The following is a 22,925-nucleotide window of genomic DNA, read 5'->3' as shown; positions in this document are numbered from 1 at the left end:
CCCTCGACAGAGCAGTCCGTTCGCGTTCCGCGCTAGTCCTCGATCCAGTACGCTAACGACTCGCGGCCGGTTCGACAGTCGGGGCAGCGCGTCGGGAACGCCGTCAGCGACCCCGTCTCGCCGCAGTCCAGACAGCGCCAGACGAGGTAGGACTCGCCGAAGTAGCCGTCCGCGAGGCGGCGATTCGGGAGGGTGATTCGCGGAGCGACGGCCCGCGAGGTGGTCGTGGCGCTGGTCTCGGGGTTCCGGACGGTCGGGTCGGCGTCGACGACGGCGGGTCGGAGGGTGACGGCGGCGGAGACGGTGGTCGTCGTGCCTGTCGGTTGCTGCGCGGCGTGGGTTCTCGCGGGCATAATGCAGTATACGCTCTCCGAGAGCTTAATCTAGAGTGCCGAGACAGTTCGGCTACCGGTCACTCGTCGGCGGGCGACCACCGGAGTTCGACGGTCACCGCGCCGCCCGGCAGGAGGCGGAGCGAGTCGGTGTCGGAGACGACTTCGTCAGGGACGGGAATCGGTATCTCCTCGTCGTCGACGACGACGACCACCTCCTCGGCGTCGTGGAGTCGTTTGTCCAGTCGGTCGACGGCGTCGACGAGTTCCTCGCGCGAGACGGCCCGCCCGTGCCGCTTCGTTTCGGGCGAGATCCCTCCGAAGACGGGTTCGACGTTCACGTCGCGGCTCCGGTTCGAGAGGACGGCGTTGACGGCGGCGCCGAAGAGGACGACGAGGCCGCTGAAGTACAGCCACGTCAGAAGGACGAGCACGCTCGCGACGACGCTGCCGTCGGACGAGGCGCTGGAGTAGGCGGTGTACAGGTCGAACAGCGACTGGAAGACGGTGAGTCCGACCGCGGCGGTGAACGTTCCCGGGAGGATTTCGGCGACGCCCACGTCCGTGTCGGGGAAGATGTAGTACATCGGAAACAGCGCGAGCGCGAGCCCCCCGATCAGGAACGCGCGGCCGGCCGCCCATCCGAGCATCGGTGAGGAGAGAGACCCGACGACGTCGTGGACGAGGGACCCGACGACGAGGACGACGCCGAACGTCCCGAGGACGATGACGCTGTCGCGGAGTTGGTCCGCGAGCGTGTTCGACGCCTCGGACTCGTAGATGTCGGAGAAGGCGGTGTCGAGGCCGCGGAAGATGCGCAGCGTCCCCCACAGGAGGACGGCGCCCCCGAATAGCGAGACGCCGGTCGACTGGCTGGACCGCGTCATCTCCGCGAAGAACTCCTCGCGCGTCCCCTCGGTGAGGACGACGCCCGCCAACGTTCGGACGCTCTCGTCCAGCGCCTGATTGCCCGTGGCCGCGGCCAGCGCCAAGAGGAGCAAGAAGAGGGGAAGAAGAGAGACGAACGCGTGGTAGGCGATGCTGCCCGCCATGAACGTGAGTTTCTCGGCCCGCACTTCGTGGACCAACGCCCGGAGGAGCGTGACGGTCCGCCCGACGTACGGCGCGTCGGTCAACGACTGTCGCAAGTTCATGTGAGTGGAACTATCCGTCCGAGAGAAAAACACTGGCGGCATTCAGGCGTACCGTTTTGTCCCGCGGGCGCGACGGTGCGTCCATGACAGTCATCGCGCTCCTGAGCGTCGCGCCCGTCGTCGAAGACAGCATGTCCGGCGAGGTGGCGAAGGCCGTCGCCGCCCTCGACGACTTCGACGTCTCCTACGAGACGAACCCGATGGGGACGGTGATAGAGGCCGACGACGTCGACACCCTCCTCGATGCCGTCGGCGCGGCACACAAGGCGGTCGACGGCGACCGGGTGAGCACCTTCCTGAAGATAGACGACAAGCGTGGGTCGACTCAGACGGCGCAGGACAAAGTCGACGCCGTGGAGGGGCACCTGGGCCGGGAGGCGAAGAAAGAGCGAGAGGAGTGAGACGCCCCGCCGGCGCCTTTCGCCCCGACTGCCAACGTCTTTAGGAGGTCACGACCAACCGACGCCCATGGACTCCATCAATCGCATGGCCATCGAACTCGTCGACGAGGCCATCGACTTCGCCGACGAACTGCGGGTGGACGTGTACGAACTCGACTCGGGGGCGACGGTCATCGACTTCGGTGTCGACGCCGAGGGCGGTATCGAGGCCGGAATGCTCCTCGCGGAGATAGAGACGGCCGGCCTCGCCACGATTCAGGCGTCGATGGACGACGTGGCCGGCGCACCCACCCCCCGAATCGAACTCCAGACGGACCACCCTGCCCTCGCGCTCCTCTGCTCGCAGAAGGCCGGGTGGGAACTCGAGTTCGACGACCCGCCGTTCGAGGGCCTCGGCTCCGGTCCCGCCCGCGCCCTCGTCGCCGAGGAGGACGAGTTCCACGCCGTGGAGTACTTCGACGAGTTCGACCTCACGGTGCTCGGCATCGAGAGCATCGACCTTCCGGGTGACCGGGTTGCCGAACACGTCGCCGACATGGCCGGCATCGAACCCAGCGGCGTCTTCCTCCCGACGTACGCGACGGGGTCGCTCGTCGGAAGCGTGACGACGGCCGCGCGGGTGTGCGAACTCGCCATGTTCCGCCTCTTCGAACTCGACTACGACCCCCGGAACGTCGTCTCGGCGTTCGGTTCCGCCCCTCTCGCGCCCGTCAGTTACGACGAGGGCGTCGCCATGGGCCGGACGAACGACGCTATCGCGTACGGCGGCGAGGCGCACCTTACGGTCACGGAGGATTCGGACGTGTTCGACCGGGTGGCCTCGACGGCCGCCGACGAGTACGGCACGCCGTTCCAGCAGATATTCGAGGAGGTCGGCTGGGACTTCTACGACGTCCCCGAGACGGTGTTCGCCCCCGCGAAGGTCACCGTCGACGTGGTGAACGGGCCGACGTACGTCCACGGCGAGACCGACGAGGAGCTGCTGGCGGAGTCGTTCGACATCCGGTCGTGAAGTTCAAACTCGTCCCCACTCCCCCGGACGAACTCGGCTTCGTCGCGGACGCTCAGCGCGCCGTCCCCCTCGTTCCGGGCTCCGAGGACGACTGCTGCGCACGCCTGATGCGCCGCCTCGACCTGCCGAGCCGCGACGTCGCGCGCACGTGGCTCACCTTCCTCCGCGCACTGGAGTTGGCCGAGGAGACGAGCGACGGGAGCTTCGTCCGCCTGCAGCGAGAACCGACGGCGGCGCACCTCCGGGACGCCTTCGAGCGGCGCGTGTACGGCGCGAGCGACGTGCTCGACGCGCTCTCGGACGAACCGAAGTCGGTCGCGGACGTCTTCGGGGGATTCGACGAGCGGGTGCCCGCCTGGGAGCGACACCGGGCGGTCGAGAACTGGCGAGACATCTGGACCGAGCGGGTCGAGCGAATACTCGACTGGCTGGTCCTCTTGGACCTCGCGGCGGCGGAAGCGGACGGCTACGTCGCCGTCGAGTAGACGTCCGACTCTCAGACGCTGCTCGCCGGCCCCGACGGTCCTTCGTTCTCCTCCGACTCGCCCTCGCCGCTCCCCTCGCGCAACCGCCGCATCCGCTCGGGAATCGGCGGGTGCGAGTAGTGGAACGCGGCGTACCACGGGTGCGGGAACGGGTTGCTCAGGTTCTCGCCGGCGAGCGTCGCCAACGCCCGCGTCATCGACTCGGACTCGCCCATCACCCGCGCGGCGAAGTCGTCGGCCTCCCGTTCGTGCGCCAGCGACAGTCGATTGGTCAGCGGCGACGCCAGCGAGAACAGCGGACCGACGTAGAGCAGGCCGACGGCGAGGGCGGCGTACGTCACCTCGGGGAGTCCGAACGCCGCGTACACCCACCGAGAGGTCGTGACCCACCAGAGGAAGGCGAACGCCAGCCCCGTCTGCACCGCCGAGGCGGCGAGTTGCTTCCAGATGTGCCCGCGCTTCCAGTGGGCGAGTTCGTGCGCCAGCACGGCCTGTACGGCCTCGCGGTCCATCTGCTCGACTAAGGTGTCGAACAGCACCACCCGCTTCGCCCGCCCGAAGCCGACGAAGTAGGCGTTCGAGTGCGAGGAGCGGCGGCTGGCGTCCATCTCGTACACCTGTTCGCAGTCGAACCCCGCGCGCTCGAACACGTCGTCGACGGCGTCTCGGAGCGGCCCCGACTCCACGGGGTCGAAGTCGTTGAACAGGGGCGCGACGAACCGCGGGTAGACCACCATCATCAGGAGCGAGAAGCCGACGACGACGGCCCATCCGGCCGCGGGCCACAGCGTCGGTAGGCGGTCGACGACGAACAGGACGATGCCGCCGAGGGCGCCCGCCAGCGCCGCCGAGAGGACGGCGCCGACGAGAAAGTCGCGGAGCCACAGCGCCGGCGTCTGGTTGTTGAACCCGAACCGCTCTTCGAGGACGAACGTCTCGTAGAGGTCGAACGGCGCGCCGAACAGGCGCGCGAGGACGCCGGCGGCGACGAGGAGGGCGACCCCTTGCGCGACGGTCGGCAGTCCGGTCTCGGTCAGGAGCGCCACCGCGTCGCCGAACAGGCCGGAGACGACGACGGCGAGGACGACGAGGACGCCGACCCACGACTGCGCTCTGGAGAGCGCCGTCTTCGACCGCTGGTAGGAGAGCATCCGCTCGGGATCGTCGACGCCGAGCGTCTCGCGCACCCACGACGCCGACTCGCGGACCGCGCGGGCGCCGTGTCTGAGGTTCAGCGCGTCCAACACCGTAAAGAGAACCTGCGTCCCGACGAGGAGGGCGACCAAGGAGATCGCCGCTTGCGACACCATGCCACGAAAGTGGGGTCGAAAACGGTTAAGCGCCGCGCCGCGGCGGCCGTTCGACGGCGGATTCGCCGCCGTCGTCACTCCGGCCGCTGGGGGGAGGCGCGCCCCGCCGACGGCGACGCGACCGACCCCGACTCCGACTCCGACTCCGGAGCCGACTGCGACCGCTCGTCCGTCCCGACCCGCTCGAAGGCGACGCGACCCTCGGGCAGGGAGGCTTCCGTCACCTCGTACCCGGCGCGGAGCCACGCGCTCGCGTGCGGGTGCGACGACTCGTCGTTCGTCCACCAGCGCCGCCACCGGCGCGCCTCCGTCGGTAACCGCGCGTCGAGGACGACCTCCAAGTCGGCGAACGAGCGCTCCACTCGGTCGCGTTCGTGTTCGACCAGGTAGTCGTACAGCGCCGCGAACTCGCCCGTCGGGCGGTCGGCCGCGGGGGGCGCGCTCCGAGCGTCCCGCGAACGTTCCGGCTCGACCGGTTTCGGCTCGAATCCTTCCGCCGCCGGCGCGGTCGAGTCGGGCGCCGCCGCGTCGAACTCCGCCGGGCGGGACGCATTCGGGTCGGGTCGCTCCGGGTCGGACCGCTCGGCTTCGGACCGTCCCGACGCGCGCCGTTCCGTCTCGAACCACTCCTCGACCGTGCCGGCCGAGTTCCTGTTCGAGGAAACCCCGCCGGACGACCCGGTGTTCGGCATCGCCGCTCCGACCGGGTCGGGTTCGGCGTCCGCGCCGTCGCCGTCGGGACCGCTCTCCGTTCCCGCTCGGGCGTTCGGTTCTGTCTCAGAACCGGGGTCTGACTCCGACTCGACCGATTCCTGCGTGACTTCGGGTGCATCCGCCTCCCCCCTCTCGGCGTCCTCCCTCTCGTCCGCCCGGTCGTCCCCGCCGGTCCGGTTCCACGCCGGATTCAGCGCCGTCACGAGGTCGTCTTTGATGATGCGCCGGAGCGCGCGGTTCTCGTCGGCGGTCCCGGCGAAGTCGTCCGTCGCGTGGAGGTGCACGGACACCCGGTCGCCCGCCCGGACGGCGTGGAAGATGGCCGTGTTCAGCCGGCAGTTCGTCCCGCCGCCGCCCTCGAAGCAGTCGGCCGGCGAGATGGTGCCGTAGCCGTTGGCGAACTTCGCGTAGAGGTCCTGCGTCTCGCCCACGTACGTCACCTCGCCCTCGACGGCGAGGACGTACACGCCCGGTCGGTGCGTCCCCTCGTCGGGGATGCCGAACGCGCAGAACGGCCCCCAGCCGTGGTCGTGGACCGGCTTCTCGTCCCGTTTCGCGTACTCGGGTTGCGGGACGACCACCCTCGGGACCCCCGCGTCGGTCCGGTCGGGGTCGACGTCGCAGACCCGCCCGAACTCGTACCCACTCAGTTCCATGCGAATCGTCTCGGCGGCAGCGACAAAAGCTTTCAGAACAGATTACAGTCTTTGATAATTGAAAGAGTGCGGACGGGGGGTCAGGAAGCATCTCTCGGGCCGTCAGTCGCCGTGAATCTCGGTCACGGTGCCGACGCCCTTCGAACTCCCCTCGCGGAAGACGAACCGCTGGCCCTCCTCGACGAGGTACGGGCGGAACTTGAACTCCACCGTCGCCTCGCCGGTGTCGCCGGGGAGGAGTTGGCCGCCCTCGGGGCGGAAGACGACGGCCTCGCTGACGGTTTCGAGGTGGACGACGGGTTCGTACCCCTCGCGGATGCGCGTCGGGTGGTTCAGCACCATCACCTCCGCGTCGAACGACCGCACCGGCGTCGGGTCGGCGTCGCCCGGCAGGAGCGCCATCCCGCGCTCTATCTCGGACTCCTTGACGCCCTTGAGGGCGATGCCGACGATGCGGCCCGACTTCGCCTGGTCAACGCGGTGGTAGTGCATCTCGATGGAGCGCACCTCCACGTCGCGGAACGAGCCGTCGGGCATCGGTCCCACCTTGAGTTCGTCGCCCGCCTCGACGCTGCCGGAGTTGACCGTCCCGGAGGCGACGGCGCCGACGCCGGTGACCGAGTACGTCCGGTCGATGTACATCCGGAAGTCCTCGCGGGACTCCGAGTTCGTCTTCGGGAGGTTCCGGAAGAACGAGTCGAGGTGGTCGAGGCCCTCCATCGACACCGCGCTGGTCTGCAGGATAGGAACGACCGAGGAACTCACCTCCTCGACGGCGGCGTCGACACCGTGACGGTCCACGCGCAGGGGCGTCCGACCCACGTCGCGCAGGAGGCGTTCGACCTCGCGTTCGACCTCCTGCACGCGTTCGTCGCTCACGGCGTCCACTTTGGTCAGGGCGACGACGGTGGGCAACTCCATCGCCAGGAGGATGCCGAGGTGTTCGCGCGTCGTCTTCGTCGGCCCGTCGTCGGCGGCGACGACGAGCAGTCCGTAGTCGAGTCGCTGGCCGACCAGCCCCCGAATCGTCGTCCGGAGCCACGGTTCGTGCCCGACGGTGTCGACGAAGGAGACCAGCCTGTCGGACTCCTGGACGACGCGGGCGCGGTCGGACTTCCGGTGGGGGTTCCCCAGGTGGACCGCGTCGTCGCCGTCGAAGCCGTAGACGGCGTAGGAGAGGTCCGCGGACAGGCCGCGTTCGACCTCGTGGGGTTGCACGTCGAGGAACCCGCGGGTGCTCCCCTGGCCGTCGTCGGCCCGCCCGGTGACGAGCGACCCGACGAGGGTGGACTTCCCGTGGTCGACGTGACCCGCCGTCCCGACGACGATGTGGTCGTCGTCGGCGTCGAGGGCGGCACCCTCCCGCACGGTGGCGACGCCGACGAGTCCGCGGGAGGCGTCGTCGCCGACGCCCCACGTCTCGACGTCCTCGATGTGCGCGCCCGCCTCGTCGGCGAGGATGGAGAGTACGTCCATCGACTCGGAGAACTCGTCGGGCGCGATGCCGGCGATGCCGCCGTCGTCCGTGACGCCGACGACGTACGTCGCCGTGCCGTCGCCGGAGAGGACTCGGTGCCGGAGTTGGGCGGCTAAACTCTCCAACCGCCCGTCCGCGAGGTGGACGGCGCGGGAGAGCCGCTCTTTGAACTCGATGTTGCCGCCCTCCTCCTCGCCGCGCTCGAGGGCCTTGTTCAGCGCGGCCCGGTCAGCGCTCATGAGCGCGGATATGGGAGGACCGAGTAAAACGCTTTCCGTGCATGATATTCAGTATCACAGTAGGGATATGGCGACTATAGACCCGACACGACCGTTCTCGCGGTGGTGTGAGAGTACCAGTCACGGCGAGCGCCGGCAACGGAGCGTGCTCGACGCTGCCGCAGCGCTCACTCCGAGAGCCGTTCGTACGCCCGGTTCACGCGCTTGAACTCCTCTCGGCTCCCCGACTCGGTGTCGGGGTGGACCTCCTTGACTTTCGAGCGGTAGGCGTCTTTCACCTCGGCGGTCGTCGCCGACGAGGAGAGGTCGAGCGTGCGGTACGCTTCCGCCGGGGAGAGCCGACTGCTCGCCGCCTCCTCGGCCCCGCGGGACCGACGTCGACGGTTCCGGTTCCGCCCGCGTCGGCCGCGTCGGCCGGCGCCTCCGCTCGCCCCGCCGGGTCCGTTCGGGCCGCCCGCCCCCGCCCCCGCTTCCGCGCCTGCGCCGTCGGCGGCCGAGCGACGGCCGGGACCGAACCCGCGGAAGTCGCTCGGGCCGCGGCCGGCGGCGTTCTCCGCTCCTCGGCCGCGGCCGCGCCGGGTTCGGCTCTGCCGGATTCGCTCTCTGAACCGTCCGCTGGCGTGCTCCCACATGAGGTACGTCGTGAGAACGAACGGGACGGCGACGAGCAGGAAGAACAGTTGGTAGGCGAAGCCGAGGACGACGAGAAGCATGGAGATACCCGCGAACACCGCCGCAAGCCCCAGTACGAGCGTGTCACGGTCCACGCTCGGGCTTAGGTTCGCAGGACCGTAAGCGTCTCGCCGCCCCCGCCGATTCGACGGCCGCGTCCGGCCGCCCCCAAGACGTAGATACCCCCCGCTCGTACCGCCGCGTATGAGCCTCTCCGGACTCTGTCAGATCTGCGAGTCGAACGAGGCCGAACACACCTGCGGGCAGTGCGGAACGCCGGTGTGCGAGAAGCACTATCAGCGCGACAAGAGCCTCTGTACCCGTTGCGTCGAGCGGTCCGGACGCGACGACATCGCCAACCCGGACCCCGACTCCGGCCCCGGCGTCGACGACGACGACGTTCACCGGATCTGACCGGCGCAACGACTACCCGCTTCGATAGTCTGCGTACGAACGTGACGGAACCGACGGAGACAGCGAAAGCGACCGAATCAGAGCGGGAACCGGGGTCGGAACGGAAATGTCCGGCCTGCGGGGACCGCTTCGAGGACGGCACCGCCTACCGCGACCACCTTTTCTCGGTCGGACTCGTCTACTGAGTTCGGTTCCCGGAGAACTCGGCGCGCCGACTCCCGTGAACGCTACTCGTCGCCGTCCGCCGCCTCGCGGTACTGGTTGAGCCGTCGCTTCAGTCGGCGGGCCGCCTCGCCCGCCGCACCCGCGAACTGCTCTCCGCGGTCCTCGCCGGCGAAGATGATGCCGCGCGAGGAGTTCACGAGGCCGACCCCGTCGGAGAGACCGAACTCCACGGCCGCCTCGGCGTCGCCGCCCTGCGCGCCGATGCCGGGCACGAGGAAGGGCAAATCGGGAACCTGCTCCCGTATCGACTCCAACTCCTCGGGCGCCGTCGCCCCGACGACCAGGCCGACGTTGCCGTGTTGGTTCCACAGGTCCGCGAGGGCGGCGACCCGTTCGTACAGTTTCTCGTCCGAGTCGAGTTCGAGGTCCTGCAGGTCCGAACCGCCGGGGTTGGACGTGCGACAGAGGACGAAGACCCCCTTGTCTTCCCTGTCGAGGAACGGTTGCAGGGAGTCCCGACCCATGTACGGGTTCACCGTGATGGCGTCCGCCTCGTCGAGTAACTTCGCGTACTGGCGCGTGGTGTTGCCGATGTCGGCGCGCTTCGCGTCCAGGAGGACGGGCACGTCCTTTCCGTGCGCGTAGGCGATGGTCTCGCGGAGCGCCCGCCAGCCGTCGGCGTCCTCGTAGAACGCCGCGTTCGGTTTGTAGCAGGCGGCGTGCTCGTGCGTCGCGTCGATGATGCGGCGGTTGAACGCCCACTGCGGCAGGTCTTTTTCCTGTAAGTGCTCGGGGATGCGCGACCGGTCGGCGTCGAGACCCACCGAGACGACGCTGTCGACGCGTTCGATGCGGTCGGCGAGGCGGTCGAAGAACGCGGTAGTCATCGGCTGACCTGCGCGCGCCGCCGCCGAGAAAGTTCCCATTCGACCCGATAGATTCAATACTCCGTTCGTGATATGTCGGTCGAACAGATTGTGTTGGGACCCGAGCGCGGCGAATCGCGGACAGACGGTGGAGAAGGGACACCGGAGGCGCCGGATTCGCCCGCCGTCCTCGTCGTCGCCCTCCAGGACGCGCGCGCCGGTCCGCCTCGCGGGAACGGCGCGGACGAGACGGCCGACGCCCTTCGGACGCTCGGATTCACGGTGACGGAGACGACGGCGGACGCGGCGGCGGGGCCGGGGACGGGGCCGACCGCCGCCGACGCCGAACCGCTCGGCGAGCGACTCGAAGACGGCGCGTTCGACTGCGTCGTCGCGCACGCCGACGCTTCGTCCGCGCCCGGGTCGCCCGGTCCGCTCGACGCCTCCGCATTCGACACGCTCGGGCGCCTCCCGGCCGACGCGCCCGTCGTCCTCGTCGGAGGCGACGCCGCGGACGCCGCCGACGCGTTCGAGGCCGGCGCCGCGGAGTTCGTCCCGGCGGCGAACGCGGCCGACCCCGCCGTCCTCGACGCCCGCGTTCGGAGCGCGGTGGCGCGCTCGGAGGCCGCGCGTCTTCGGTCGGAGCGGGAGCGACTCGCCGCGGACCTTTCGCGGGAGCGCGGCCTGCTGAACGCCATCTTCGAGACGGTGCCGGCGCACCTGTACGTGAAGGACCGCGAAGCGAAGCACATCCGGGTGAGCGAGGCGTACGTCGGCGACCCCGACCGCTTCCTCGGAAAGACCGACTACGACGTCGTCCCCGACGAGACGTCGCGGGGGACGTACGAGGACGACCTTCGGATCATGGAGACGGGCCAACCGCTGTTCGACCAGGAGGAACCCATCGTCCCCGCGGACACGACGTTCTCGATGCAGTCGCTGCTCGAACGGCACGGGGAGGCCGACGGCACCGTCACCGGCGACTGGGTGCTCACCTCGAAGGTACCGTGGCGCGACGCCGACGGGGAAGTGGTCGGACTGGTCGGCTTCTCCATCGACATCTCCGACCGGAAGGCCGACAGACGACGGCTCGAACGGCAGAACGAGCGGCTGTCGGAGTTCGCGGACGTCGTCAGCCACGACCTGCGTTCGCCGTTGAACGTCGCGCAGGGCTACCTCGAACTCCTCGGGGAGGCGGTCGACGACGAAACGGCCCGGTCGTACCTCCACCGCATCGAGGACGCTCACGGACGGATGGACGAACTCATCGAGGACGTGCTGGCGTTGGCGCGACAGGGGACGGTGGTCGACGACCTCACTTCGACGCGCATCGCCGACGTGGTAGACGCGGCGTGGCGGAGCACGACGACCCACGGGGCGACGCTCGCCGTCGAAACGGGCGACGCGACCGTTCCCGCCGACCCGGGACGACTGCGCGCCCTGTTCGAGAACCTGTTTCGGAACGCTGTCGAGCACGGTGCTCGACAGGCCTCCGGTCGCTCCGCTCCCGGAGACAGTGTGGAACACAGTTCCACGAACAGTCGGGCGACGCCCGACGACAGTGTGGAGCACGGCTCCACCGACGACGACACCCACACCCTCACGGTCACCGTCGGGCGGACCGACGGGGGATTCTACGTCGAGGACGACGGTCCCGGAATCTCCGAGTCCGAGCGCGAGACCGTCTTCGAGGCCGGCCACTCCTCCGTCGCCGACGGCACCGGGTTCGGTCTCGCCATCGTGAAGCGCATCGCCGAGGCCCACGGCTGGTCGGTGACGCTGACCGAGAGCGAGACCGGCGGCGCCCGCTTCGAGTTCGCCGCCGAACACCCGGCGGGAGCGGTCGACGGCAGCGTGTGACCGAGCGCCGCGCCCCGACCGCTCAGGGCTCCGCGTTCGAGCTCGAGTTTGAGTCCGACTTCGAGGCCGGTTTGAAGACGTACGAGTGGCGCATGTCGCTGTCGTAGAGGAGCGTCCCCTCGGGCAGTTGCGAGAGGAACCACAGCAGGTACAGGTCGCCGGCGGCCCCGGCCGTGTTGAACACAAGGCCGACGAACGCCGCGAACGCGACGAAGGGGACGGGGACGAACAGGAGGATGAGGAAGAGGGCGTCGAGAACGAGCAACGGAGCGACGCCGACGTACCGGACGTGTTCGGAGCGCTGGAACTGGTGGAACGCGCCGGCGTACGCCGCGCCGAGGGAGGGGACGAGGCCGTAACTGACGTCGTAACCGAAGCGCCGGTAGACGATTCCGTGGACGAGTTCGTGGGCGACGACGGTAACGACGACGACGGCGACGGTGATACCGAAGACGAGACCGGCGCGCAGAGTGGCGACGAAGCCGCCGTCGGGAAGTTCCTCGAAGACGAACAGCGCGTCGTAGACGTCCGACCCCTGCGCGAAATCCAGCACCGCGCCGAACGCGAAGATGCCGAGGACGGTCAGGGCGGTTCCGACGACGGCCAGCGCCGGCATCGAGTAGTCGAACGTCGTCGGGTCGCGGTAGCCCGCGGGCGTCGACGGGACCAGCGCGTCGTCCGGGTCGTACTCGCTCTCGGGCATCGATTATCCCACTCCCGTTCGAATCCTCTCTGTCACGTACACGCCGGAGAGACGGGACGGGGCGACTTCGATGTTCCCGCCCGTGCGCCGGTCGACCCGGCCCCGGCGGGCGCCGCGCACTCTACCGTTCGCCGCCGGTTCGGAACGAGAGGTCGAGGCTCGGAGCGCCATGGGTGAGCGACCCCATCGACACCGCGTCGACGCCCGTCGCGGCGTAGTCGGCGACGGCGTCGAGGGTGATTCCCCCGCTGGCCTCCGAGAGCACGCCGTTCGGAAGGCGCTCGACGCCCGCGCGGACGTCCTCGGGCGGGAGGTTGTCGAAGAGGACGATGTCTGCGCCCGCGGCGGCGGCGCGGGCGCCCGCCTCGGGCGACTCCACCTCGACTTCGAGTTTCGTCGCGAACGACTTGCGCTCGCGAAAGCGCTCGACGGCCGCTTCGAGTCCCATCTCGGCGACGTGGTTGTCTTTGACCATCACCGTCCCCGAGAGGGTGAGTCGGTGAGTGTCGCCGCCGCCCGCGGCGACGGCGCGCTTCTCGACGCCTCGCAGGCCGGGCGTCGTCTTCCGCGTGGCGGCGACGCGCACGTCCGGGTCGACGGTGCGGGCGGCGTCGACGGCGCGGCGCGTCCGCGTGGCGACGCCGGAGGCGTGCGCGACGACGTTGACCGCGACGCGTTCGCCCCGGAGCACCTCGCGGGCGGACCCCGACGCCGTCAGCACCGTCGTCCCCGGTTCGACGGACTCGCCGGCGTCGACGCGGGGCGACGCCTCGACGCCGAGGTACTCGAAGACAGCGACGGCGGCGTCGAGGCCGGCGGCGACGCCCGCCTCTCTCGTCACCAGTCGGCCCGTCGTCTCGCCGGGCACGTCGTTCGTCACGTCGCGGTGACCCACGTCCTCGCGAAGCCACCGTTCGACCGTCTCAGTCGTCAGCACGGGCGCCTCCGGTCCGCGGTTCGTCGGCGCCTTCACCTACGACGCGGTGACACCCGGCGGACGGGGCTTCGCTCGCGGCGCGGGCGACGAGGAGGGCGCACACCGTCGCGTTGCGCAGTTCGTACAGCGACCGGGAGACGCGCGTCCGGGTGTAGGCGTCGACTTCGCCCTTCAGGCGCCGCAGGGTGGCGCGGGCGCGTTCGAGGCCCGAGGGGGTCCGCTCGACGCCGACGGTCGAATCCATCGTCTCGCGGAGGCGGGTGTACTTCGCGTCGGCGAACGCGTCCGGGAGTCCGGGGTCCCGGTCGAGCGGTTCGGGCGCCTCGATTCGCTCCGCGCCCCCGGCGCCCGCGTCGGCGGCCGTCTCGCCGGCGCGGCGGCCCCAGACGAGACCTTCGAGGAGGCTCATCGAGGCGAGGCGGTTCGCGCCGTGGACGCCGGTTCGGGCGCACTCGCCGGCGGCGAACAGGCGGTCGAGCGTCGTCCGTCCCCGGTCGTCGACGGCGACGCCGCCGCAGAGGTAGTGCTCGGCGGGGGCGACGGGGATTCCCTCGCTCGGGTCGACGCCGCGTTCGGTGCACAGGGCGGCCAAGTCGGGGAACTCGCTGCCGAAGTCCGGGTCGAGGGGAGAGACGTCGAGGCGCACTTCGCCGGTTCGCTCGCGGGCGTCCGCGACGGCGCGGGCGACCACGTCACGCGCGGCGAGTTCGGCGTCGTCGTGGACGGCGGGCATGAACCGCTTTCCCGACCCGTCGCGGAGCACCGCTCCCTCCCCGCGGACCGCCTCGCTGACGAGGAACGGGTCCTCGGCGGGGAAAGCGGTCGGGTGGAACTGCACGTACTGCATGTCCGCAACGCGGGCGCCGGCGAGGGCGGCCATCGCCACGCCGTCGCCCGTCGCCCCCGACGGGTTGGTGGTCGTCCCGTAGCAGGCGCCGATGCCGCCGGTCGCCAGCACCGTTGCGCCGGCGAAGATGGGGTCGACCGACCCCTCGCGGAGCAGTTCGACGCCGTGGACGCGGCCCTCGTGGGTCAGAAGGTCCAGCGCCGTCGCGTCGTCGAGGAACGTCACTCTCTCCCGGTCGCGGAGGTGGTTCAGGAACGGTCGGAGGACGTGCCGGCCCGTGCTCGCGTTCACGTGGAGGATGCGTCGCTCCGAGTGGGCCGCCTCCCGCCCGCGGTCGTACGCGCCGAGGTCCGCACCGGGGGAGGCGCCGTCGAACGGGACGCCGAGGGTGTCGACGAGGACGTCCGTCACCGCTTCCCGCGCGTCGCCGACGAGGACGTCGACCGCCTCGGGGTCCGACTCGCCGTCGCCGGCGGCGAGGACGTCCGCGCGGAACGACTCGGGGTCGCTCCCGGTGACGGCGACGCCGCCCTGCGCCCAGTCCGTCGCGGCGTCCTCGGGCGCCGTGGCCTTCGTCGCCACGAGAACGTTCGCGCCCGCGCGGGCGGCGGCGAGTGCGGCGGCGCACCCGGCGACGCCCGACCCGACGACGAGCACGTCCGCCTCGCGGGCGTCCGTCTCCCGCGTCATAGGTCGAGCATCCTGTCGAGGGCGACTTCGGCCAGTTCCTTCTCCCGTTCCGCCACCTCGACGGCGTTGTGCACCTCGCCGTCGGCGAGCGATTCCAGCAGCCACGTCAGGTAGTTCGGGTCTACCTGCCGCATCGCGTTGCAGTCCATGCAGGCGTCGCCGCAGAGGGAAATCACCTCGACCTCCGGATGCCACCGTCGCAGGTGGTTCACGAGGTGTATCTCGGTGCCGATAGCCCACGTCTCGCCGGGGTCGGCGTTTGCGACGGTGTCGCATATCCGGCTCGTCGACCCCGCCTCGTCGGCGGCGACGACCACCTCCCGACGGCACTCGGGGTGGACGATGACGTTCGCGTCGCGTTCCTCGCGCGCCCGTTCGACGTGCTCGACGTCGAAGCGCTCGTGCACCTGACAGTAGCCGTCCCAGAGGACGACGTCCGCGTCGGCGGCCGCCGCGGCGTCGGGCGAGTCGGCGTCCCAGGGGTCCCACTCGGTCACCGAGTCGACGCCGAGTTCGGCGGCGGTGTTGCGTCCGAGGTGTTTGTCCGGGAGGAAGAGGACGGCGTCGCCCCGTTCGAACGCCCACTCGAACGCGTCGGCGGCGTTCGAGGAGGTGCAGACGAGTCCGCCCTGTTCGGCGCAGAACGCCTTCAGGTCGGCGTAGGAGTTCATGTACGTCACCGGAATCACGTCTCGTCCGCCCGCCGCCGACTCGATTTTCTCCCACGCCGCGTCGACTTGAAGCGCCTCGGCCATCCCGGCCATCGGACAGGACGCCTCCATCGATGGCAGGAGGACGGTCTGGTCGTCGTCGGTGATTATGTCGGCGCTCTCCGCCATGAACGTCACTCCGGCGAAGACGACGGACTCGGCGTCGGACTCGGCCGCGCGCCTCGACAGTTCGTAGGAGTCGCCGACGAAATCGGCGTGCTCGACTATTTCGCGGCGCTGGTAGTTGTGGCCGAGGACGACCACCTCGTCGCCGAGTTCCTCGCGGGCGGCCTCGATTCTCCCCGCCCTATCCGCTTCGGTCAGGTCCCGATACCGTTCGGGTAACTGCTCTAAATCGTCGTACTTGAAGAGGCTCAGGTCCGATTCGAACCCCGCTGTCTCTAGTCGTGCCATTGGTATCCCGTGTGAGGGCTATCGTCTCCTCAGAGCGCTTTGATGAAAAATATTCTTCTTCGAAGTGTAGATTGTGCTGAGATACTATCCGGTAATGGATGGCTATCTAGTGTAGGTCTCTTAGTCACGAGCGAAAGAATCCTACGCGAAATGAGGCGGTATCGAAGGACTATTCTCTTCGGCCGTTACGCGTCGGCGTCGTAGACGACTCGTCCGTCGACGACGGTGGCCGAGACGTCGATATCGCGTATCCGCTCGGCCTCCCACGGCGACTCGGCCAGCACCGTCAGGTCCGCGGTTTTCCCGACTTCGAGCGTCCCCAATCGGTCCTCGTCGAACCCGGCGTACGCCGCGCCGGACGTGTACGCGCGGAGGGCGTCGGTGACGCTCAGCCGTTGCGCCTCCGCGGGGGCGTTCACCGCCCAGTGGACGCCGAGGAGGGGGTCGAGCGGCATGCAGTCGCTGCCGAACGCGAGGGGGACGCCGGCGTCCGCGAGGGCGGCGTAGCGGTTCGTCTCGGTCCGCCGGTCGCCGAGGCGCGAGGCGTACAGACCGCCCTCCTCGGCCCACTTCAGGAAGTTGGGCTGGACGGAGGCGACGACGCCGGACTCCGCGAACCGCGCTATCGCCTCGTCGTCGGCCAATTCGGCGTGTTCGACGCGGTGGCGGCTCTCACCCGGACTCTCGCAGGTTTCGTAGGCGTCGAGGACGGCGTCGACGGCCTCGTCGCCGATGGCGTGCGCCGACAGTTGGAGACCGTACGCGTCCGCCCGCGAGACGACGTCGGCCAACTCCTCGGGGTCGACCACCCACGTCCCGGTCTCCCCCTCGCTGTCGCTGTACGGGTCCGACAGTTTGGCCGTTCGGCCGCCGAACGACCCATCGGTGAACGTCTTTATCGCCCCCGTCCGGACCATCTCGCTGCCGTGGTTCGTCCGCAGACCGGCGTCTATCACGCCGTCGAGGTGGTCGGCCCAGTAGTTGATTCGAACCCGAAGCGTCAACTCGCCCGCCCGGTCGAGGTCGCGGTACACCCGCGGTTTCTGCGAGTTGCGCGTCATGTCGTGGACGCCGGTGACCCCGCGTTCGTTCGCCGCCGCCTGCGCCGCGCGGAGGAGTTCCTCCGTCTCCTCGACGCCGGGTTCGACGGCGCCGTATATCGCGTCTACGGCCTCCTCGACGACGACGCCGGTCGGGTCCTCGCCGTCGAAGCGCACGTCGTCCTTGGGCATCTCGCCCAGGTGTCGGTCGAGGGCGACAGAGTTCAGGGAGACGACGTGCATGTCCTCGCGGAACGCGGCGACGGGGCGGTCGGTCGCGACCGAATCGAGGTCCTCGCAGGTGAGATAGCGCGACTCGGCCCACCCGCTCTCGTCGTAACCGAACCCGAGCACCCAGTCGTCGCTCTCCGCGCCCCCCTCGGATTCGAGTTCGTCCAGTCGTTTCCGGAGTCGGTCGCGGCAGTCGTCGGGTCCCGAGGCGCCCGACAGGTCGGCGTGAACGAGCGACCGACCGACCATGTCGAGGTGGGTGTGCGCGTCGACGAACCCGGGCAGCACCACGTCGCCGTCGAGTCTCAGCGTCTCCGTCTCGGTGCCGACGAGGAACTCCACGTCGTAGGTGGCGCCGATGCGGACGATGCGGCCGTCGCGGACGGCTATCGCCTCGTGCGTCTCGTCGGGGTCGCATAGCGTGTGAATCTCCCCGTCGAGGAGGACGAGGTCCGCGGCGTCGGTCATGTGTGGGCAGGTGACGGGAAGGAGCAAAACGGTTCGGGTGGCGGGTATGAATTTGAGATGTTATCCTCGGAGTCTTCGTCGACGGCTACACAGCAACGACGACCGTCGCCGGGAACACCGCGAAAGCCCCGAATCGCTGGAGTCGGGGGCCTCGCTGCGCTCCTCGCGCCTGTGGCGCTGCGGTGCTTGCGTCGGCCGCCTTCCCCCAGCGATGCGCCCCTTTCGGTCCGCCCGGCAGTGGGGGCGGCCAGCCGACGAGTTCTGGGAGCTGAGACGACAGGGACTTTCGAGGTGTACGCAACTGTGGTTGTGGCTGTCGCGCCAGTCGCTGCTGCGGTGGACGCAACCGGGAGTGCGACGGAGACAGAGACCGAGAATGGGACCGATAACGGTTAGGAGAGTCGGGGAAAAGCCACGGACATGACCGACGACACTCGCGCGGCCGAGGAACTCGCCGAGCGCGTCCGCGACGGAACGCTCAGATTCCACGAACTCGAAGAGCACGCCGACGCGGACACGGCGACGGCGGCCCGCCGACTCCTCGTCGAGGAGCGGTCCGGCGCGTCCTTGGACGTCGTCGGCGACTACGGTTTCCCCGCCGACGCGGCCGCCGGGTCCAACATCGAGAACATGGTCGGCGCGGTGCAGGTGCCGATGGGCGTCGCCGGCCCCGTCGCGATTCGCGGCGCGAGCCTCGACGGCGAGCGCCACCTCCCCCTCGCCACGACGGAGGGTGCGCTACTGGCGAGCGTCAATCGGGGTTGCTCGGTCCTCAACGACGCCGGCGGAGCGAACGCGCGCGTGCTGAAATCGGGGATGACCCGCGCGCCCGTCTTCCGCGTGGCGGACGTGGTGGAGGCCGAGGCGCTGGTCGAGTGGGTGCGCGAAAACGAGGGGAAACTCCGCGAGGCGGCCGAGGAGACGACGAGTCACGGCGAACTGGAGGGGGTGACGCCGTACGTCGTCGGCAACTCCGTCTACCTGCGCTTCCGCTACGACACGAAGGACGCGATGGGGATGAACATGGCCACCATCGCCACGCGGGCCGCCTGCGACGTGGTCGAGGAAGCGACTGACGCCTCGCTCGTCGCCCTCTCGGGCAACCTCTGCTCGGACAAGAAGCCCGCGGCGATAAACGCCGTCGAGGGGCGCGGGCGTTCGGTCACCGCCGACGTGACGATTCCGCGCGAGGTGGTCGAGGAGCGTCTGCACACGACGCCCGAAGCCGTCGCGGAACTCAACACCAGAAAGAACCTCGTCGGGTCGGCGAAGGCGGCCAGTCTGGGGTTCAACGCCCACGTCGCCAACGTCGTCGCCGCGATGTTCCTCGCCACCGGGCAGGACGCCGCGCAGGTGGTCGAAGGCTCGAACGCTATCACGACGGCCGAAGTGAGGGACGAAGGCCTCTACGTCTCCGTCTCCATCGCCAGCCTCGAAGTCGGCACCGTCGGCGGCGGGACGAAGCTGCCGACGCAGGCCGAAGGCCTCGACGTTCTGGGCGTCCGCGGCGGCGGCGACCCGGCCGGGTCGAACGCCGACGCCCTCGCGGAGGCCATCGCCGTCGGGTCGCTCGCGGGCGAACTCTCCCTGCTATCGGCGCTCGCGTCGCGGCACCTCTCCAGCGCGCACGCCGAACTCGGGCGGTAGCGTCGCGGTCCGCGAGTCAGTCGACGGTCGTTTCCTGACGACGACTGACCCACGGGAGGACGAGCAGGCCCGTTCCGACGGCGAGGAGGGCGACGCCCGCCCCGAGGAGGAGGAGTTCCGACCCGAGGGCGACGCCGACGGCCAGGACCATCCACCCGAGACCGGACAGCGAGAGGCCGGCGCCGCGGCGGCGTTGCCCCCGCACGAGGGCGGCCCCGGCGAGTGCGGTGTACCCCGCGAGGTAGGCCAGACCGGCGAGGACGAGGCGCCCGTTGAGGAGGGCGAGGACGCCGCCGCCGACGAAACACGCCACGACGAGGGCGCGCACGAGGACGCCGACGGGCGCTGGCAGCGAATCCGACATACGCGCCCGTGGGTCGCTCCCGGACAAAGCGTTTCGTTTTCCGTACGCCGTTCCAGTTCCGCCGAATGGCCCACTTTCACCGTGCACCCATGGCTCGCATTTACACTCGTGTCGGGTCTCTGTCGGAACGCGTCCGCGGCGGCGCGACTCCCCCGCCGCCGCGGGCGGCCCCGTCATGTCCCCCCGAACGAACGCGCCAGCGGCCGCCGACGCTGGTACCGGCCCTCCGGACGCACCGTCCGACGCGCGCGCCGACGACGCCGCAGGCGACTCGGACGTCCGCGCGGCGACGCGCCTCCTGCGCCTCGTCAAACTCGCGACGGGTTCCGTCGTCTCCGCGCTGACGGCGCTGAAACTGCTCGGTCTGCTGTGACGCGCGGCGCGAGCGCTCGGACGCGGCCCCCGATTTTTCGTCGGTTGAGGACCGACCGTTCGGACATGGCGACGACGACTCTCCGGTAGTCGCTCTCGATGTCCCTCCGAAAGGCAAAGTGAGCAGTCGAACCGCTCGCGCTGGTGCTCACGTTCCCGTGGGTTCCCTCGCCGCCGGTCGACGTCGACCACCCCTCTCCTCAGAGCAGGCGGTACCGCCCGCGTGACTCCGAGAGTTCGCCGCGTCGGGTCAGTTTCTCGAGGAGGTCCCGCGCCGCGTCGCCGGGGACGCCGCGCTCCTCGGCGGACGCGACCACCTCCTCCTCCGTCGGACGGTCGCCCTCTCGGACCGCCTCGCGGACCACGTCGAGTCGGTTCGACGACGAGCGTCCCTCCATCGCCCGCTCGCCCGCGGATTCGATTTCCGCGGCGTCGAGCCCGGAGCCTTCGAGGTACTCGGCGTCGTCGATACCGGATTCCTCGATTCGCTCCTCCATCTCCGAGACGTGCGCCGTCTCGGCGAACGCCTCGCTGTCGCCGTGTTTCTTGGCGAGGAGGGCCGCCCGCGCCTGTCTGGCGGCGTGGTGGTCATCGGTTTCGAGAAACGAACGCAGTTTCTTCGTCTGGTGGGTCCGCCCGCACCGGGAACAGTTCGCCGTCTTCGACCGCTTCGGGTCGGTGATGATCCACATGTTGGCGCACTCCGAACAGCCGACCACCGCGTACATACCACCGCTTCCGCGTCGTCGGATTTGAACCTTGGCACCGCGCCGGGCGTACGCTTATTTCGGACGGGGATGCAGACTCCCCATGGAACGCGTTTCCACGGACGACGTCGAATCGGTCGAAGCGGTCCCGGACGTCCACCTCTCGGTGCTCGCCGGCGCCGAACGGATGAACGTCCAGCACTTCCGCATCGAACCCGGCGCGACGGTGCCCTCGCACGGTCACGAACAGGAGCAGGTGGGCTATCTCACCGCGGGCGAACTCACGTTCGTCCTCGAAGACAGGGAGGTGGTCGTCCGCGCGGGCGACTCCTACGCGCTCGGTAGCGAGGAGGTCCACGCCGCCGAGAACCGCGGCGATGAGACGGTCGAAGGCGTCGACATCTTCAGCCCGCCGCGAACGATGGCCGACTGGGGCGACGAGTAGCCTCGCCGCTCGGCGGTCGAAACAAAGAGGGGTCGCGGAGCGGCGCCGACTCGCTTACGAGAGTTCTTCGATATTCTCGGAAATCTGTGATTTCCGAGCGCTTGAGACGCTATCTACGACAGCGTCTCGATGTCGCCAGAACTCGGAGAGTTCTGGCTGCTCGAAGAGTTGGCTCTAAGCCAACTCTTCGATGTTCTCGACGATTTTGTCGGCGAACTCGCTGGTGGCGAGTTTGTTGCCGCCCTCGATCTGCCGTTCGAGGTCGTACGTGACGTCGCCGTCGGAGATGGTCTGCTCGACGGCGTCGTGGACGAGTTGCTCGGCGTCGTCCCAGCCCATGTACTCGAACATCAGGCGACCCGAGAGGATCATCGCCGTCGGGTTCACCTTGTCCTCGCCCGCGTACTTGGGCGCGGAGCCGTGAACGGGTTCGGCGAGACAGCGCGCGTCGCCGAAGTTGGCGCCGGGTGCGATGCCGAGGCCGCCGATCTGAGCGCCCGCGGCGTCGGACATGTAGTCGCCGTTCAGGTTCATCGTCGCGATGACGTCGTACTGGTCGGTCCGCGTCAGGAGTTGCTGGAGCATGTTGTCCGCGATGCGGTCCTTGACGACGATCTTGTCCTCGGGCTTCTCGCCGTCGTGCTCCTCCCAGAGTTCGTCCTCGGTGATGGTGACGTCGCCGAACTCCTCCTCTGCGAGTTCGTAGCCCCAGTCGCGGAAGGCGCCCTCGGTAAACTTCATGATGTTACCCTTGTGGACGAGGGTCACCGTGTCTTGGTCGTTCTCGATGGCGTACTCGATGGACTGGCGGACGAGCCGTTTCGTCCCGAACTCGGTGATGGGCTTGACGCCGATGCCGATGGGACCGTCGTGCAGTTTGTCGCCGGCGTCCATCTCCTCGGAGAGGAACTCCTTGACCTGTTGGACCTCGTCGGTGCCGGCCTCCCACTCGATGCCGGCGTAGACGTCCTCGGTGTTCTCGCGGAAGAACACCATATCCATCGCCTCGGGGTTCTTGACGGGCGAGGGGACGCCGTCGAGGTGGTACGTCGGGCGAACGTTCGCGTACAGGTCGAGCTTCTGTCGGAGCGCGACGTTCAGCGAGCGGAAGCCGGCGCCGACGGGCGTCGTGAGCGGACCCTTGATGGCGACGTGGTGCTCTTTGATGGCCTCTACGGTGTCCTCCGGGAGGTTCTCGTCGTACTTCTCCCGGGCGGACTCGCCGGCGTACAGGCGCATCCACTCGATGGAGCGGCCGGTCGCCTCGGCGGCGGCGTCGAGCACTTTCTGCGCGGCCGGGCCGACGTCCGTCCCGATGCCGTCGCCGTGGATGATCGGAATAATCGGGTGCTCCGGGACCGACAGCTCACCGGTCTCCTCGTCGGCGAGCGTGATCTTCTCCCCGTTCTCGGGAACTTCGATCTGATCGTAGCTCATAACGATTCCCCTGTTCCCTCACCGAGCGTAAAGTACTGCCGTTATCGACGAGACGGCTGCTCCGGCGGTTCCGGTCGAGGCGCCGCTCTCTCGCGGTTTCTCGCCGTTTCCGCCCCGCCGACGCCGCGTCCGGAGGCTCCCCCCCGACGCCGCCCC

General features: G+C 69.3%; 24 protein-coding genes. 9 read left to right on the top strand and 15 right to left on the bottom strand.

The window, feature by feature from the left end:
* Positions 1–32 precede the first annotated feature (32 nt).
* Positions 33–353, bottom strand: coding sequence for a DUF7130 family rubredoxin-like protein (locus NDI76_RS12550; protein ID WP_310924422.1), 321 nt, complete (start codon positions 351–353; stop codon positions 33–35).
* A gap of 59 nt (positions 354–412) precedes the next feature.
* Complete coding sequence (locus tag NDI76_RS12545) at positions 413–1,486, bottom strand: YihY/virulence factor BrkB family protein (protein ID WP_310924421.1); 1,074 nt, start codon at positions 1,484–1,486, stop codon at positions 413–415.
* Between the two features lie 83 nt (positions 1,487–1,569).
* Between NDI76_RS12545 and NDI76_RS12540 the strand changes: the two genes are divergently transcribed.
* The 3 genes from NDI76_RS12540 (at position 1,570) to NDI76_RS12530 (ending at position 3,384) form a co-directional block, all read left to right on the top strand.
* Complete coding sequence (locus NDI76_RS12540; protein WP_310924420.1) at positions 1,570–1,887, top strand: MTH1187 family thiamine-binding protein; 318 nt, start codon at positions 1,570–1,572, stop codon at positions 1,885–1,887.
* A gap of 67 nt (positions 1,888–1,954) precedes the next feature.
* A complete protein-coding gene (gene mch / locus NDI76_RS12535; RefSeq protein ID WP_310924419.1) occupies positions 1,955–2,899 on the top strand; it encodes a methenyltetrahydromethanopterin cyclohydrolase in 945 nt (314 codons plus the stop codon).
* Positions 2,896–3,384, top strand: a complete 489-nt coding sequence (locus NDI76_RS12530; protein ID WP_310924418.1) for a double winged helix-containing putative transcriptional regulator — start codon at positions 2,896–2,898, stop codon at positions 3,382–3,384. The genes mch and NDI76_RS12530 overlap by 4 nt, the downstream gene beginning before the upstream one ends.
* 11 nt (positions 3,385–3,395) lie before the next feature.
* Here NDI76_RS12530 and NDI76_RS12525 read toward each other — a convergent pair whose 3' ends face one another.
* The 4 genes from NDI76_RS12525 to NDI76_RS12510 all read right to left on the bottom strand — a co-directional run bounded on the left by NDI76_RS12525 (position 3,396) and on the right by NDI76_RS12510 (position 8,547).
* Positions 3,396–4,694, bottom strand: coding sequence for a M48 family metallopeptidase (locus NDI76_RS12525; RefSeq protein WP_310924416.1), 1,299 nt, complete (start codon positions 4,692–4,694; stop codon positions 3,396–3,398).
* A 74-nt stretch (positions 4,695–4,768) separates the two neighbouring features.
* Positions 4,769–6,064, bottom strand: a complete 1,296-nt coding sequence (locus NDI76_RS12520) for a DUF7662 domain-containing protein (RefSeq protein ID WP_310924415.1) — start codon at positions 6,062–6,064, stop codon at positions 4,769–4,771.
* 102 nt (positions 6,065–6,166) lie between these two features.
* Positions 6,167–7,780, bottom strand: a complete 1,614-nt coding sequence (locus NDI76_RS12515; RefSeq protein ID WP_310924414.1) for a GTPBP1 family GTP-binding protein — start codon at positions 7,778–7,780, stop codon at positions 6,167–6,169.
* 167 nt (positions 7,781–7,947) lie between these two features.
* Positions 7,948–8,547: a J domain-containing protein gene (locus NDI76_RS12510; RefSeq protein ID WP_310924413.1), complete on the bottom strand. Its 600-nt coding sequence runs from the start codon at positions 8,545–8,547 to the stop codon at positions 7,948–7,950.
* Positions 8,548–8,656: 109 nt separating this feature from the next.
* On the opposite strand from NDI76_RS12510, the gene NDI76_RS12505 reads away from it, so the two are divergent.
* Complete coding sequence (locus tag NDI76_RS12505) at positions 8,657–8,866, top strand: hypothetical protein (protein ID WP_310924412.1); 210 nt, start codon at positions 8,657–8,659, stop codon at positions 8,864–8,866.
* A gap of 41 nt (positions 8,867–8,907) precedes the next feature.
* The gene (locus NDI76_RS12500) at positions 8,908–9,051 is read left to right on the top strand and encodes a hypothetical protein (RefSeq protein ID WP_310924411.1); all 144 of its coding nucleotides are present in this window, start codon (positions 8,908–8,910) and stop codon (positions 9,049–9,051) included.
* Positions 9,052–9,093: 42 nt separating this feature from the next.
* On the opposite strand, the gene pyrF is transcribed toward NDI76_RS12500, so the two are convergent.
* A complete protein-coding gene (pyrF, locus tag NDI76_RS12495) occupies positions 9,094–9,918 on the bottom strand; it encodes an orotidine-5'-phosphate decarboxylase (RefSeq protein WP_310924410.1) in 825 nt (274 codons plus the stop codon).
* 72 nt (positions 9,919–9,990) lie between these two features.
* On the opposite strand from pyrF, the gene NDI76_RS12490 reads away from it, so the two are divergent.
* Positions 9,991–11,757: a PAS domain-containing sensor histidine kinase gene (locus NDI76_RS12490; RefSeq protein ID WP_310924409.1), complete on the top strand. Its 1,767-nt coding sequence runs from the start codon at positions 9,991–9,993 to the stop codon at positions 11,755–11,757.
* A gap of 22 nt (positions 11,758–11,779) precedes the next feature.
* Here the strand turns inward: NDI76_RS12490 and NDI76_RS12485 are convergent, their stop codons facing one another.
* The 5 genes from NDI76_RS12485 to NDI76_RS12465 form a co-directional block, all read right to left on the bottom strand.
* A complete protein-coding gene (locus NDI76_RS12485) occupies positions 11,780–12,460 on the bottom strand; it encodes a DUF3267 domain-containing protein (protein ID WP_310924408.1) in 681 nt (226 codons plus the stop codon).
* A gap of 121 nt (positions 12,461–12,581) precedes the next feature.
* Positions 12,582–13,397 carry a carboxylating nicotinate-nucleotide diphosphorylase gene (gene nadC, locus NDI76_RS12480; protein ID WP_310924407.1) on the bottom strand — a complete coding sequence of 272 codons (816 nt, stop codon included), beginning with the start codon at positions 13,395–13,397 and terminating at the stop codon, positions 12,582–12,584.
* A complete protein-coding gene (locus NDI76_RS12475) occupies positions 13,384–14,934 on the bottom strand; it encodes an L-aspartate oxidase (RefSeq protein WP_310924406.1) in 1,551 nt (516 codons plus the stop codon). Before NDI76_RS12475 ends, nadC begins: the two co-directional genes overlap by 14 nt.
* Positions 14,931–16,058, bottom strand: a complete 1,128-nt coding sequence (nadA, locus tag NDI76_RS12470) for a quinolinate synthase NadA (RefSeq protein WP_310924405.1) — start codon at positions 16,056–16,058, stop codon at positions 14,931–14,933. The genes NDI76_RS12475 and nadA overlap by 4 nt, the downstream gene beginning before the upstream one ends.
* 185 nt (positions 16,059–16,243) lie before the next feature.
* Complete coding sequence (locus tag NDI76_RS12465; protein ID WP_310924404.1) at positions 16,244–17,797, bottom strand: amidohydrolase; 1,554 nt, start codon at positions 17,795–17,797, stop codon at positions 16,244–16,246.
* A gap of 420 nt (positions 17,798–18,217) precedes the next feature.
* On the opposite strand from NDI76_RS12465, the gene hmgA reads away from it, so the two are divergent.
* Positions 18,218–19,444, top strand: coding sequence for a hydroxymethylglutaryl-CoA reductase (NADPH) (hmgA, locus tag NDI76_RS12460; RefSeq protein ID WP_310924403.1), 1,227 nt, complete (start codon positions 18,218–18,220; stop codon positions 19,442–19,444).
* Positions 19,445–19,460: 16 nt separating this feature from the next.
* Here the strand turns inward: hmgA and NDI76_RS12455 are convergent, their stop codons facing one another.
* On the bottom strand, positions 19,461–19,808 hold the full coding sequence (locus tag NDI76_RS12455; protein WP_310924402.1) for a hypothetical protein: 348 nt from the start codon (positions 19,806–19,808) through the stop codon (positions 19,461–19,463).
* Positions 19,809–19,983: 175 nt separating this feature from the next.
* Between NDI76_RS12455 and NDI76_RS12450 the strand changes: the two genes are divergently transcribed.
* Positions 19,984–20,181 (top strand): hypothetical protein, encoded by a 198-nt coding sequence (locus NDI76_RS12450; RefSeq protein WP_310924401.1) that lies wholly within the window; start codon positions 19,984–19,986, stop codon positions 20,179–20,181.
* 199 nt (positions 20,182–20,380) lie between these two features.
* On the opposite strand, the gene NDI76_RS12445 is transcribed toward NDI76_RS12450, so the two are convergent.
* On the bottom strand, positions 20,381–20,908 hold the full coding sequence (locus tag NDI76_RS12445; protein WP_310924400.1) for a DUF5817 domain-containing protein: 528 nt from the start codon (positions 20,906–20,908) through the stop codon (positions 20,381–20,383).
* 82 nt (positions 20,909–20,990) lie between these two features.
* Here NDI76_RS12445 and NDI76_RS12440 point away from each other — a divergent pair, with 82 nt between their 5' ends.
* The gene (locus tag NDI76_RS12440; protein WP_310924399.1) at positions 20,991–21,332 is read left to right on the top strand and encodes a cupin domain-containing protein; all 342 of its coding nucleotides are present in this window, start codon (positions 20,991–20,993) and stop codon (positions 21,330–21,332) included.
* 174 nt (positions 21,333–21,506) lie between these two features.
* Here the strand turns inward: NDI76_RS12440 and icd are convergent, their stop codons facing one another.
* Positions 21,507–22,769 carry an isocitrate dehydrogenase (NADP(+)) gene (icd, locus tag NDI76_RS12435; protein WP_310924398.1) on the bottom strand — a complete coding sequence of 421 codons (1,263 nt, stop codon included), beginning with the start codon at positions 22,767–22,769 and terminating at the stop codon, positions 21,507–21,509.
* Between the last annotated feature and the right edge of the window lie 156 nt (positions 22,770–22,925).

Origin of the sequence: Halogeometricum sp. S1BR25-6 (assembly GCF_031624495.1) — an archaeon.
Taxonomy (GTDB): Archaea; Halobacteriota; Halobacteria; order Halobacteriales; family Haloferacaceae; genus Halogeometricum; species Halogeometricum salsisoli.
This window is presented reverse-complemented; position numbering and strand designations above follow the sequence as displayed.